General features: G+C 72.4%; 11 protein-coding genes. 10 read left to right on the forward strand and 1 reads right to left on the reverse strand.

Annotation, left to right across the window (positions count from 1 at the left end; all coding sequences use genetic code 11):
• Positions 1–515 precede the first annotated feature (515 nt).
• The 7 genes from ssd (at position 516) to ABZT17_RS11915 (ending at position 5908) form a co-directional block, all read left to right on the forward strand.
• A complete protein-coding gene (gene ssd, locus ABZT17_RS11885) occupies positions 516–1628 on the forward strand; it encodes a septum site-determining protein Ssd (RefSeq protein WP_356346973.1) in 1113 nt (370 codons plus the stop codon).
• On the forward strand, positions 1625–2959 hold the full coding sequence (locus ABZT17_RS11890; RefSeq protein ID WP_356346975.1) for a TadA family conjugal transfer-associated ATPase: 1335 nt from the start codon (positions 1625–1627) through the stop codon (positions 2957–2959). The genes ssd and ABZT17_RS11890 overlap by 4 nt, the downstream gene beginning before the upstream one ends.
• Positions 2959–3825, forward strand: coding sequence for a type II secretion system F family protein (locus ABZT17_RS11895; protein WP_356346977.1), 867 nt, complete (start codon positions 2959–2961; stop codon positions 3823–3825). Before ABZT17_RS11890 ends, ABZT17_RS11895 begins: the two co-directional genes overlap by 1 nt.
• 248 nt (positions 3826–4073) lie before the next feature.
• Positions 4074–4865, forward strand: a complete 792-nt coding sequence (locus tag ABZT17_RS11900) for a type II secretion system F family protein (RefSeq protein ID WP_356346979.1) — start codon at positions 4074–4076, stop codon at positions 4863–4865.
• A gap of 59 nt (positions 4866–4924) precedes the next feature.
• A complete protein-coding gene (locus ABZT17_RS11905; RefSeq protein WP_356346982.1) occupies positions 4925–5134 on the forward strand; it encodes a DUF4244 domain-containing protein in 210 nt (69 codons plus the stop codon).
• Positions 5135–5156: 22 nt separating this feature from the next.
• Positions 5157–5486 carry a TadE family type IV pilus minor pilin gene (locus ABZT17_RS11910; protein ID WP_356346984.1) on the forward strand — a complete coding sequence of 110 codons (330 nt, stop codon included), beginning with the start codon at positions 5157–5159 and terminating at the stop codon, positions 5484–5486.
• Positions 5483–5908 carry an Rv3654c family TadE-like protein gene (locus tag ABZT17_RS11915; RefSeq protein ID WP_356346986.1) on the forward strand — a complete coding sequence of 142 codons (426 nt, stop codon included), beginning with the start codon at positions 5483–5485 and terminating at the stop codon, positions 5906–5908. The genes ABZT17_RS11910 and ABZT17_RS11915 overlap by 4 nt, the downstream gene beginning before the upstream one ends.
• A 223-nt stretch (positions 5909–6131) precedes the next feature.
• Here ABZT17_RS11915 and ABZT17_RS11920 read toward each other — a convergent pair whose 3' ends face one another.
• Positions 6132–8552, reverse strand: coding sequence for a DEAD/DEAH box helicase (locus tag ABZT17_RS11920; RefSeq protein WP_356346990.1), 2421 nt, complete (start codon positions 8550–8552; stop codon positions 6132–6134).
• Between the two features lie 161 nt (positions 8553–8713).
• Here ABZT17_RS11920 and bldG point away from each other — a divergent pair, with 161 nt between their 5' ends.
• From bldG to ABZT17_RS11935, 3 genes are all read left to right on the forward strand, one after another.
• Entirely contained in the window at positions 8714–9055 is a 342-nt protein-coding gene (gene bldG / locus ABZT17_RS11925) for an anti-sigma factor antagonist BldG (protein ID WP_005475923.1), read from the forward strand.
• A gap of 119 nt (positions 9056–9174) precedes the next feature.
• The gene (locus ABZT17_RS11930; RefSeq protein WP_356346992.1) at positions 9175–9606 is read left to right on the forward strand and encodes an ATP-binding protein; all 432 of its coding nucleotides are present in this window, start codon (positions 9175–9177) and stop codon (positions 9604–9606) included.
• 359 nt (positions 9607–9965) lie between these two features.
• Positions 9966–12374, forward strand: a complete 2409-nt coding sequence (locus ABZT17_RS11935) for a sodium-translocating pyrophosphatase (protein WP_356346994.1) — start codon at positions 9966–9968, stop codon at positions 12372–12374.
• The last annotated feature ends 124 nt before the right edge of the window (positions 12375–12498 follow it).

The following is a 12498-nucleotide window of genomic DNA, read 5'->3' on the forward strand; positions in this document are numbered from 1 at the left end:
TTCGCGACCGTGCTAACCCGGTCCGGCTCCTCCCCCCCCGAGTCGGCCGTGGAGACGACCCCCGCTCTCCCCCCCGGCGGGGGTCGTCGCATGTCCGGGTGGGTTTTCCGTTTCTCGACGTGGTGGTACGACCGTGCGTCGGCGGCTGCGGCCGCCTCTTAGGCATGCCCATGATACGTCACTCTGAGTAGCTGTCGGATGTCTCTGTGGAAGTCGCACGGGGGTTGGACGGGCGTCGGGCGGGCGTCGGTGCGGGGCTCACCGGTATGGGTGACGGCGATATTCACAACCGTCGAGTCGTCCACAGTTATCGACCAAGATCCACATCATTTCCGGCATCGCTGCACCGTGATTCCAGCGCGTCCCGCTCAGGCCGAGTTCATGACCGGTTCCGGTTTGTCGGGCGGTTTGGCCGGTTTCTATCGGCCGCTCATATGGAGGCCGGTTGCCGGTTCTTCACATGTTTGGGAATCGCGGGGCCGCAGGGGCTGCGCGAGAGGAAGCAGCGAAGGGGGATGGAGACCGTGGCCGGAGCCGTCACACATGAACCACCGCCCGCCGCCTCGGGGCGGCAGGCCGGACCACTGATCGTCACGGAGGACCCCGGTCTTCTGGACGATCTGCTGCGGCTGTGCGCGGCGGCCGGAGTGACACCGGAGGTGCACCCCTCGGTGCCGCGCGGCGCGGGCGGCTGGGAGGCCGCACCGCTCGTCCTGGTCGGTGACGACGCGGCGCGCCGGGCGCGCGGGGCCGCGCGCAGACGAGGGGTGGTGCTGATCGGCCGCGACCAGGACGACTCCGGGGTCTGGCGCCGGGCCGTCGAGATCGGCGCCGACCATGTGCTGATGTTGCCCGACGGGGAGCAGTGGCTGGTCGACCGCATCGCCGACGTCGCCGAGGGCGTCGGCCGCCCGGCCCTCACCGTGGGCGTCATCGGCGGGCGGGGCGGGGCCGGGGCGTCCACGCTCGCCTGCGCCCTCGCCGTCACCTCCGCGCGTGAGGGGCTGCGCACCCTGCTCGTGGACGCCGATCCCCTCGGCGGCGGACTCGACGTACTCCTCGGCGGCGAGACCGCGGCAGGGCTGCGCTGGCCGGCCTTCGCCGCCTCACGCGGGCGGGTCGGCGGCGGCGCCCTGGAGGAGTCCCTCCCGGAGCTCCACTCCCTGCGCGTCCTCAGCTGGGACCGCGGGGACTGCGTCGCCATCCCGTCCCAGGCCGTGCGCGCGGTACTGGCCGCGGCCCGCCGCCGCGGCGGCACGGTCGTCGTCGACCTGCCCCGCCGCCTCGACGACGGAGTCGCCGAGGCACTCGCCCAGCTCGACGTGGGCCTCCTGGTCGTCCCCGGCGACCTGCGCGCGATCGCGGCGGCCGGACGGGTGGCCTCGGCCGTCGGGATGGTCCTACGGGATCTACGGGTGGCGGTACGGGCCCCGTACGCCCCCGGTCTCGACGACCGCGAGGTGGCCCGGCTGCTCGGGCTGCCCCTGGCCGGCGAGGTACCGGTCGAGACGGCCCTGTCCCGCCCGACCGAGAGCCGAACCCCACCCGCCGCGGGCGGCCGCGGACCGCTGGCGCGGTTCTGCAGGGGGTTCTGGGAGCGGGCGTTGACGGAGGCGGGGGCGGCATGAGTACGTCTCCGGGGCTTCTCGACGGTGTGCGGCAGTGGCTGGTCGAGAGCGGGGCCGAGCCGACGCCCGCGCGGGTGGCGCAGGCGTTGCGGGAGCAGGGGCGGGTGCTCGGGGACGCCGAAGTCCTCGGGGCGGCCGAGCGGTTGCGGTCCGAGCTGGTCGGGAGCGGACCGCTGGAGCCGCTGCTGGCCGACCCGTCGGTGACCGACGTACTGGTGTCGGCACCGGACCAGGTCTGGGTGGACCGGGGCGGCGGACTGGAGCTGACGCCCATCTCCTTCGCGGACACGGCGGCCGTACGACGCCTCGCGCAGCGGCTGGCCGCGGTGGCCGGACGGCGCCTGGACGACGCACGGCCGTGGGTCGACGCGCGGCTGCCCGACGGGACACGGCTGCATGCGGTGCTGCCGCCGGTGGCCGTGGGCTGCACCTGTCTGTCGCTGCGGGTCGTACGGCCCCGGGCGTTCACGCTCGACGAACTGGTCGCGGCGGGCACGGTGCCGCCGGGCGGGGACCGGGTGCTGAGGGCGCTGGTCGAGGCACGGCTGTCGTTCGTGGTGAGCGGGGGGACCGGGAGCGGCAAGACGACCCTGCTGAGCGCGCTGTTGGGGCTGGTCGGCCCCGGCGAGCGGATCGTACTGGCCGAGGACTCGGCGGAGCTGCGGCCCGACCATCCCCACGTCGTGCGGCTGGAGACCAGACCCGCCAACCAGGAGGGCGCGGGGCTGGTCACGCTTCAGGACCTGGTGCGGCAGGCGCTGAGGATGCGGCCCGACCGGGTGGTCGTGGGCGAGGTCCGGGGCCCGGAGGTCGTCCACCTCCTCGCCGCGCTCAACACCGGCCACGAGGGCGGCTGCGGCACGGTCCACGCCAACGCGGCCGCCGATGTGCCGGCCCGTCTGGAGGCGCTGGGTACGGCAGCCGGGCTCGACCGGGCGGCGCTGCACAGCCAGTTGGCGTCGGCGCTGTCGGTGGTGCTGCATCTCGTACGGGACCGCGCCGGGCGCCGGCGGATCGCCGAGGTGCATGTCCTGGAGCGGGACCCGTCGGGGCTGGTACGGACCGTGCCGGCACTGCGGTGGGGAACGGAGGCGTTTGCGCGGGTGCGGGGGTGGGAGCGGCTGCGGGAGTTGCTCGGCGGCGGAGGCCGCGACGGAACCGGGGTTGAGGGTGAGGGCAGGGGCCGTGACGGAACCGGGGGAGACGGCGGGAGCGGGGCTTCGGTCGTGGGTGGCCGCCGAGGTCCGGGTCGGGGTCGGGATCGGGTTGTGATCGGCGTCGAGGACAACGAAGAGGCCGAGTATCAGGGCGAGAGCGGAAAGGCGTGGTGATGGGGACGGAGCAGATCGCGATGGGAGCGGCCGTGCTGTGTGTCGGGGCGGTGGCCTTGATGCTCGGCGGGTGGCATTCCGGGGCGCGACGGGCGCAGTTGTTGCTGGCAGGGGGCGGAGTGGTGGGGGCCGGACCGCCGTCCTGGCAGGAGCTGGCCCGGCAACTGCGGCGCGTTCGCGACCGGTTGGGGGCCGAGTGGTGGGCCCTGGCCGCCGGGCTGGTGCTGGCCGTGCTGGGGGCGTCGGTGCTGCCGGTCGTCGCGGGGGCGGTCGGGGTGCCTTTGCTGCGGCGGGTGCGGTTGGCCGGTCGGGTTCGTCGGGCACGGGAGCGCCGTGGGGATGCGGTGATCGCGCTGTGCGGGGCGCTCGCCGGGGAGGTACGGGCGGGACGGCAACCGGGAGAGGCCTTGCTGCGGGCCGCCCGTGACTCCGGTGGGCTCGGGGACGCTCAGGCGACGGTGCTGGCGGCGGCGCGGTTCGGCGGGGACGTGCCGGGCGCGCTCGCGGGAGCGGCGCGACAGCCGGGCGCCGAGGGGCTGCTGGGTCTGGCCGCGTGCTGGCGGGTCGCGGTGGACCAGGGGGCCGGCCTGGCCGACGGACTCGACCGGCTCGAAGGGGCGTTGCGGGCGGAGCGGGACCAACGTGCGGATCTGAGGGCGCAGTTGTCGGGAGCTCGCTCGACGGCACTGATGCTCGCGGGGCTGCCGGTCCTGGGGCTTGCCTTGGGCGCGGCGCTGGGGGCGGATCCGCTGCAGGTGCTGCTGCACACGGGGGCGGGGCTGGGCTGCCTGGTGATCGGGGGCCTGTTGGAGGGGCTGGGGATGTGGTGGGCGATGCGGATCGTGCGCGGGGCGGAGACGGCTTGAGGGCGGGGGTGGGGTCGGCTGGGGGGATGGCGGCGGGCTGAGTGCGAGGGCGGACGCCGGGCTGGCCGAGCGGGGTGTGCGTGTGGACGGATGCGGGGGTGGGTCCGTGGGGGCGTGCCGGTGGACGGCGAGGTGTCGGTGGGCGGGCTTGCGTGAGGGCGGTCGCCGGGCCGCGCCGGAGAAGCAGGTCGCCGGAGGGGGCCGTGGCGGAAGTCGGGGTGTCGGAGTGTCGGAGAGGGAGGTGCGGGGTGAATCCGGAAGTTTTCCACAGGGTGTTGGTGGCCGTGGGGATCGTGCTCGCTGGGGCGTGGACGCTGCGGGGGCTGGAGGCGGCGCGGCGGGAGCGGAGGGTGCGGCGGAGGTTGGCGGAGTTGGTGGCCGCCGTGGAGGTGACGTCTTCGGGACCGTCTCGGGTTGATGCGCGGGCCGTTGCGCGGCGATGGGGGCCGGTGGCGGGTGTCGTGGGCGCCGGGTGGGTGCTGTTCGGAGGGGTCGCCGGGGTTCTGGTGGGGCTGGTCCTCGGGGCTGGGCTGCTGTGGTGGCGTCGCGCACAGGCGAAGACGGTTGTCGCGGAGGTGGTGGATCCGGCGCGGGCCGCTCGGCAACTACCGCTCGCCGCGGATCTGTTGGCCGCCTGCATCTCGGCGGGCGCCGGACCGGTCGTCGCCGCGCAGGCGGTGGGGGAGGCGCTGGGCGGTCCGGTGGGGGACGCGTTGGCCCGCGGGGCCGCGGAGGTGCGGCTCGGGGGTGAACCGGCGGAGGCCTGGGGGAGGTTGGCCGCCTTGCCGGGGGCCGACCCGCTCGCCCGGCTGCTGGAACGCGCCGGTGAGTCCGGGCTGCCGGCCGCCATACCGGTCGCGCGGGTCGCCGGGGACGCCCGCGCGGAAGGGGCACGTGCCGCGACGGCGCGGGCCAGACGGGCGGCCGTCATGGTCACCGTGCCGGTGGGGTTGTGCTTCCTGCCCGCGTTCATCGCCGTCGGCGTACTGCCGGTGGTGATCGGGCTCGCGGGAGGGGTGCTGGGAGGGGGTGGTGGATGAGCGGGGCGGGCTGAGCAGCGGTCGGTGGGTCAACGGAACCAAACCTCACGGGGGTTGAGATGTACAAGGCGGTACGGGCGCGACTGAGCGCCCTGGTGTGCAGGGCGCGTGCGGCGCGCAGGGACGCGGGGATGGTCACGTCCGAGTACGCGATGGGGATCGTCGCGGCGGTGGCGTTCGCGGTGGTTCTCTACAAGGTCGTGACGAGCGGCGCCGTCAGCGCGGAGTTGCAGGGCATCGTGAAGCGGGCGCTCGGTGCGCGGATGTAGGCGGCGCGCGGACCGGGGGTTCGTGACGGCGGAGGCGGCCGTGGTGCTGCCCGTGCTGGTGATGTTCGCGATGGCGCTGATGTGGGGGCTGCTGGTGGTGGCCGCGCAGATCGAGTGCGTGGACGCGGCGCGGGCCGGGGCGCGTGCCGCGGCCCGGCAGGACCCGGCCGACGCGGTCGTCGGGGTGGCCCGAGAGGCGGCGCCGCGCGGCGCCAGGGTCACGGTCAGCCGAGAGAAGGACCAGGTCAGGGTGGTCGTGATGGCGAAGCCGCCGGCGTTGCGCGGGCTGCCCTTCGAGGTACGGGAGGAGGCCGTGGCGGCGGCGGAGGAGACGGTGGGGGTGGGCGGATGAGAAGCGCGACGGCGTGGCGTCGCGATCGCGGCTCCGCCACGGTCTGGAGCCTCGGGGCCATCGCCGTGCTCTGCGTGGTCTTCGGGGTCGTGCTGGCCCTCGGACAGGCCGTCGTGGTCCGGCATCGGGCCGCCGGTGGTGCGGATCTCGCGGCGCTCGCGGCGGCCGACCACTGGGCGGACGGCACCGCGGCGGCCTGCGCTCGGGCCGACCGGGTGGCCCGGGCGCAGAGCGCTCGGCTGGTGCGGTGCGTGGTGGTCGGCCAGATCTCGGATGTGACGGCGGCCTCGGGGAGGGGGCCGTTCGCGGCGGAGATCAGAGCCCGGGCGGGACCCCCGGAACCACTCCGGACGGCGCCTCCGGCACCACCTACTGATCCGGCGCCTCCGGCACCACCTGCCGATCCGGCGCCCGCTCCGTAGGCGAACCACCCGGCGTCTCCCTCGCGGGCGAACCGCCGGATGCCCGCTCCGTGGGCGAACCACCCGGCGCCTCCCTCGCGGGCGAACCGCCGGATGCCCGCTCCGTAGGCGAACCACCGGGCGTCTCTCCCTCGCGGGCGAACCCTCGGCACCTCCCCCGCAGGCGAACCCTCCTGCGCTTCCCGCAGGGCTACGCCTCCGTTGCCGGTGCTTGCCGCAGGGCCTACCCCTCCACTGCCGGCGCTCCCCGCACCGCCACCCCCTCGCCCCCCGTCTCCCCTGCCGCCCCCCGCAACAGCACCGTAAGCAGCCGTACCGCCCCCCTCTTGTGCAACGGGTCGTTGCCGTTGCCGCACTTGGGGGACTGGATGCAGGACGGGCAGCCGGCGTCGCACTCGCAGGAGGCGATGGCCTCGCGGGTGGCGGTGAGCCAGGCGCGGGCGGTGTGGAAGGCGCGCTCGGCGAAACCCGCGCCGCCCGGGTGGCCGTCGTAGACGAAGACCGTCGGCAGGAGCGTGTCGGGGTGGAGGGGGATCGAGACGCCGCCGATGTCCCAGCGGTCGCAGGTCGCGAAGAGGGGCAGCATGCCGATCGAGGCGTGTTCGGCGGCGTGCAGGGCGCCGCCGAGGATCTCGGGGTTGATGCGAGCCTCGTCGAGCTGGTCCTCGGTGACCGTCCACCACACCGCGCGGGTGCGCAGCGTACGGGGAGGGAGGTCGAGCTTGGTCTCACCGAGGACCTCGCCGGTGATGACGCGTCGGCGGAGGTAGGAGACGACCTGGTTGGTGACCTCGACGGAGCCGTAGCACAAGCGGCCCTCGCCCCAGGGGATCTCGGTGTCCGTCTCCAGGACGGAGATGGACGTGGTGTCGCGGGCGACCGTGGAGTAGGACGGGTTCGCCTCCGTGACCAGGGCCACCGCGTCCTCCAGGTCCAGGGAGCGGACGAGGTAGGTGCGGCCCTGGTGCAGGTGGACGGCCCCCTCGTGGACCGTTGTGTGGGCGGCGCCCGCGTCGACCGTGCCGAGCAGGCGGCCCGTGCCGGACTCCACGATCTGGACCGGCCGGCCGCCCTCGCCGCGGATGTCGGTGAGGTCGGCGGCCCGTTCCCGGCGGGTCCAGTGCCATGCCTTCGTGCGGCGGCGAAGGAGCTTCGCGGCCTCCAGCTGGGGGAGCAGGTCCTCGCAGGCCGGCCCGAAGAGGTCCATGTCCTCGTCGGTCAGGGGCAGTTCGGCGGCGGCCGCGCACAGGTGGGGCGCGAGGACGTACGGGTTGTCCGGGTCCAGGACCGTCGACTCCACCGGCTGGTCGAAGAGGGCCTCGGGGTGGTGGACGAGGAACGTGTCCAGGGGGTCGTCGCGAGCGACGAGGACCGCGAGGGCGCCCTGGCCGGCGCGGCCCGCCCGGCCCGCCTGCTGCCACAGGGACGCGCGGGTGCCCGGGTAGCCGGCGATCAGGACGGCGTCCAGGCCGGAGACGTCGATGCCGAGCTCGAGGGCCGTGGTGGCCGCGAGGCCCAGCAACTCGCCCGAGTGGAGGGCTTGTTCGAGGGCGCGGCGCTCCTCGGGCAGATAGCCGCCGCGGTAGGCCGCCACGCGTCTGGCCAGCGAGCGGTCGACTTCGGCGAGGCGTTCCTGGGCGATGACGGAGATCAGTTCGGCGCCGCGCCGGGAGCGGATGAAGGCGACCGAGCGGACGCCCTGGACGGCGAGGTCGGTGAGGAGGTCGGCCGTCTCGGCGGTGGCCGTGCGGCGGACCGGGGCGCCCTTCTCGCCCTGCAGCTCGGTGAGCGGGGGTTCCCAGAGGGCGAACACCAGTTCACCACGCGGTGAGGCGTCGTCGGCCACCTCGACCACCGGGAGGCCGGTCAGACGGCCTGCGGCGACCGAGGGCTCGGCTGCGGTCGCGGAGGCCAGGAGGAAGGTGGGGGAGGCGCCGTAGCGGGCGCAGAGGCGGCGCAGACGGCGCAGTACCTGGGCGACATGGGAGCCGAAGACGCCCCGGTAGGTGTGGCATTCGTCGATGACGACGTACTTGAGGGCCTTGAGGAAGGAGGACCAGCGGGGGTGGGACGGGAGTATGCCCCGGTGCAGCATGTCCGGGTTGGTCAGCACGTAGTTGGCGTACTGGCGGACCCATTCGCGCTCCTCGAAGGGGGTGTCGCCGTCGTACACCGCAGGCCGTACCGCATTTCCCAGAGGATGTGAAAGTTCCTTCACGGAGCGGCGCTGGTCGGCCGCCAGGGCCTTGGTGGGGGCCAGGTAGAGCGCGGTGGCCCCGCGGCCGTTCGGGGCCTCGGAGCCGTCCAGGAGGGTGGAGAGGACGGGGACGAGATACGCCAGGGACTTGCCGGACGCGGTGCCGGTGGCGACGACCACGGAGTCGCCGTCGAGGGCGTGTTCCGCGGCGAGTGCCTGGTGGGCCCAGGGGTGCTCGATGCCGCAGGCCTGCACCGCGGCGATCACCTCCGGGCGAATCCGGTCAGGCCAGACGGCATGCCGACCCTCACGTGGGGGCAAGTGCTCCGTATGAGTGATGCGCGAAGCCCGGCTCGGCCCGGAGGCGAGCCGGTCCAGGACCGTGCCTGGTGCGAGCCGGGACACGGCGTCCGCCGGGGATCGATCGGATCGGTGATTCTTGGCCATCGGCACCGAGTGTGTCACTGGCGTGGCGGACAATGGGACCAAGGCGTCGTGAACGTCTGCCGTAAGTGATTGAATGCCATCGCGGCTGGCGAACCGTTCCGGGGGCTCTGCCGAGGTGTCCCGAGGGGCGACCGCTCGAGTAGCAAGGTGCTGGAGGATCCGTGGACCTGTCTCTGTCGACCCGTACCGTCGGCGATCGTACGGTCGTCGAGGTCGGTGGCGAAATCGACGTATATACCGCGCCCAAGCTGCGCGAGCAGCTGGTCGAGCTGGTGAACGACGGGAGTTTCCACCTCGTCGTAGACATGGAGGGCGTCGACTTCCTCGACTCCACCGGGCTCGGCGTGCTGGTCGGCGGCCTGAAGCGGGTGCGTGCCCATGAGGGCTCGCTGCGCCTGGTCTGCAACCAGGAGCGCATTCTGAAGATCTTCCGCATCACCGGCCTCACCAAGGTGTTCCCGATCCACACCTCGGTCGATGAAGCGGTAGCGGCGACCGACTGATCACCGCCCCACGGGGCGGGACGTGACCGCTCCCCAGGCGGAAGAAGTTCCATCCAGGGGGTCCGGGCTTTCGGCGGCCCGGTCCCCCGACTGCACGCCCGTAGTTCCGAGGGGGACGCATGGCCACCGTTGAACTCCGCTTCAGCGCGCTGCCCGAGCATGTCAGGACCGCCCGACTGGTGGCGGCGGCGGTGGCGCGCAGGGCCGGGGTGGACGAGGCCGTCCTCGACGAGGTCAGGCTCGCCGTGGGCGAGGCCTGCACCCGTGCCGTAGGGCTGCACCAGAGCGCCGGCATCACGGCGCCGGTGCAGGTGAAGCTGATCGAGGAGGAGAAGCAGTTCTCCATCGAGGTCGGCGACGAGGCGCCGCGTTCGGCCCCCGGCGACCGGGCACCCGGCTCGGCGGGCGACGACGTGGACACCGAGGAGGACGAGATGGGGCTCGCGGTGATCAGCGGCCTCGTCGACGACGTCGAGGTGATGGCCGGGGAGCACGGCGGGTCGATCCGGATGACCTGGCCGACCACACCGCCGGTCGCGGTGCTCACCTGACTTCATCCTCGTACGAAACCTCGTCCTCATCTCGTCCTCATCTCGTCCTCGTACGACTTCGAAGGGCCCTGCTGAGCAGGGCCCCTTCGTGTTTTCTCCGATCACCCGCGCCGGGCGTCGTCCGACCTTCGGAATTCGTGAATTAATTCACGATCAATGACCCGATAATTCGATCAAGCGTCAATGCGGCCGTCAATGCTTTTGAGGCATTACCACTTTCGGGTTCCGTGGCGTGACGTCGATCATTTGCTGAAGAGCAGGTGAAGGCTAATTCCGTTTACCGTGCTCTGTTTTGATCAGGTGCGGGTACCTAGAATCCGTCCACATCTTGAGCTCAGCCCAAGCGTCAAGGAGGACGAATGGCGGGGCTTTCTACCCCTCATCAGTTGGACCACCCGACAACCCTCGCAGCCGCGGTACTGACCGACCACAACCGGATCATCGTGATGGTGATCGCGGTTGTCGCGCTGGCCGCGCTCGTGGTCGCGGGCATCCTGGTGCGCCAGGTGCTGGCGGCCGGCGAGGGCACCGACAGCATGAAGGAGATCGCGGGAGCCGTGCAGGAAGGCGCCAACGCCTATCTCGCGCGGCAACTGCGCACCCTCGGCGTATTCGCCGTCGTGGTGTTCTTCCTGCTCATGCTGCTGCCCGCGGACGACTGGAATCAGCGTGCCGGTCGATCCGTCTTCTTCTTGATCGGCGCGGCGTTCTCGGCGGCCACCGGATATATCGGCATGTGGCTCGCCGTCCGCAGCAATGTGCGCGTCGCCGCGGCGGCACGGGAAGCGACCCCGGCGGAGGGTGAGCCGGAAAAGGATCTCACCACCGTCTCGCACAAAGCAATGAAGATCGCTTTCCGTACGGGCGGCGTCGTCGGCATGTTCACGGTGGGGCTCGGTCTGCTGGGCGCCTCCTGTGTGGTGCTGGTGTACGCGGCCGACGCCCCGAAGGTGCTCGAAGGCTTCGGCCTGGGTGCCGCCCTCATCGCGATGTTCATGCGTGTCGGCGGCGGCATCTTCACCAAGGCCGCCGACGTCGGCGCCGACCTGGTCGGCAAGGTCGAGCAGGGCATTCCGGAGGACGACCCGCGCAATGCCGCGACCATCGCCGACAACGTGGGCGACAACGTCGGCGACTGCGCGGGCATGGCGGCCGACCTCTTCGAGTCGTACGCCGTGACCCTGGTCGCCGCCCTGATCCTCGGCAAGGTGGCCTTCGGCGACTCCGGTCTCGCCTTCCCGCTGATCGTGCCCGCGATCGGCGTGATCACGGCGATGATCGGCATCTTCGCCGTGGCCCCGCGCCGCTCGGACCGCAGCGGGATGTCGGCGATCAACCGCGGCTTCTTCATCTCCGCGGTGATCTCGCTCGTCCTGGTGGCGGCGGCCGTCTTCATCTACCTGCCCTCGAAGTACTCCGACCTGGACGGCGTCACCGATGCCGCCATCCGGGCCAAGGACGGCGACCCGCGGATCCTCGCGGTGGTCGCGGTGGGGATCGGCATCCTGCTGGCCGCGGTGATCCAGCAGCTGACCGGCTACTTCACCGAGACCAACCGCCGCCCCGTCATGGACATCGGCAAGACCTCGCTGACCGGCCCGGCCACCGTCGTCCTCGCCGGTATCTCCGTGGGTCTGGAATCGGCCGTCTACACCGCCCTGCTGATCGGCCTCAGCGTCTACGGCGCCTTCCTGCTCGGCGGTACGTCGATCATGCTCGCGCTGTTCGCGGTGGCGCTGGCCGGCACCGGCCTGCTCACCACGGTCGGTGTGATCGTCGCCATGGACACCTTCGGCCCGGTCTCCGACAACGCCCAGGGCATCGCCGAGATGTCCGGTGACGTCGAGGGCGCCGGCGCCCAGGTGCTCACCAACCTGGACGCGGTCGGCAACACGACCAAGGCCATCACCAAGGGCATCGCCATCGCCACCGCCGTCCTGGCGGCGTCGGCGCTCTTCGGGTCGTACCGCGACGCGATCACCACCAATGTGGCGGACGTCGGAGAGAAGCTGACCGGCAAGGGCGCGCCGCTCAGCCTGTCCCTGGACATCTCGCAGCCCAACAACCTCGTCGGTCTGATCGCCGGCGCGGCGGTCGTCTTCCTCTTCTCGGGGCTGGCGATCAACGCGGTGTCGCGGTCGGCGGGCTCGGTGGTCTACGAGGTGCGCCGGCAGTTCCGCGAGCACCCCGGGATCATGGACTACAGCGAGAAGCCGGAGTACGGCAAGGTCGTGGACATCTGCACCCGGGACGCCCTCCGGGAGCTGGCCACGCCTGGTCTGCTCGCCGTGATGGCGCCCATCTTCATCGGGTTCACGCTCGGCGTCGGCGCGCTCGGCTCCTACCTGGCCGGCGCGATCGGCGCGGGCACGCTGATGGCGGTGTTCCTCGCCAACTCCGGCGGCGCCTGGGACAACGCCAAGAAGCTCGTCGAGGACGGCCACCACGGCGGCAAGGGCAGCGAGGCCCACGCGGCCACGGTCATCGGCGACACGGTCGGCGACCCCTTCAAGGACACCGCGGGACCTGCGATCAACCCGCTGCTCAAGGTCATGAACCTGGTGTCGCTGCTCATCGCGCCCGCGGTGATCAAGTTCTCCTACGGCGAGGACAAGAACCTCGGGGTGCGGATCGGGATCGCGATCCTCGCCCTGATCGTCATCGTCGGCGCGGTCTACGTCTCCAAGCGGCGCGGAATCGCCGTGGGCGACGAGGAGGGCAAGGCCGAGCGGGTGGCCAAGTCGACCGATCCCGCGGTGGTTTCGTAGGCGGTCTTACGACGGCACGCTCAAGGAGCGGGCGGACGACGCGTGGGTCGGCTCAGACACCGGTGGCGCTGGTGGCGCGACCTCGGACAGCCGGTGCGTGCGGTGCGTCGGTGTCATCCCGTAC

Source organism: Streptomyces sp. NPDC005648 (assembly GCF_040605395.1).
Taxonomy (GTDB): domain Bacteria; phylum Actinomycetota; class Actinomycetes; order Streptomycetales; family Streptomycetaceae; genus Streptomyces.

Excerpts from the sequence above, each read along its gene's own strand:
- ssd (WP_356346973.1), top strand. The coding sequence starts at position 516 with ATGGAGACCGTGGCCGGAGCCGTCACACATGAACCACCGCCCGCCGCC.
- ABZT17_RS11890 (WP_356346975.1), top strand. The coding sequence starts at position 1,625 with ATGAGTACGTCTCCGGGGCTTCTCGACGGTGTGCGGCAGTGGCTGGTC.
- ABZT17_RS11895 (WP_356346977.1), top strand. The coding sequence starts at position 2,959 with ATGGGGACGGAGCAGATCGCGATGGGAGCGGCCGTGCTGTGTGTCGGG.
- ABZT17_RS11905 (WP_356346982.1), top strand. The coding sequence starts at position 4,925 with ATGTACAAGGCGGTACGGGCGCGACTGAGCGCCCTGGTGTGCAGGGCG.
- ABZT17_RS11915 (WP_356346986.1), top strand. The coding sequence starts at position 5,483 with ATGAGAAGCGCGACGGCGTGGCGTCGCGATCGCGGCTCCGCCACGGTC.
- ABZT17_RS11920 (WP_356346990.1), bottom strand. The coding sequence starts at position 8,552 with ATGGCCAAGAATCACCGATCCGATCGATCCCCGGCGGACGCCGTGTCC.
- ABZT17_RS11930 (WP_356346992.1), top strand. The coding sequence starts at position 9,175 with ATGGCCACCGTTGAACTCCGCTTCAGCGCGCTGCCCGAGCATGTCAGG.
- ABZT17_RS11935 (WP_356346994.1), top strand. The coding sequence starts at position 9,966 with ATGGCGGGGCTTTCTACCCCTCATCAGTTGGACCACCCGACAACCCTC.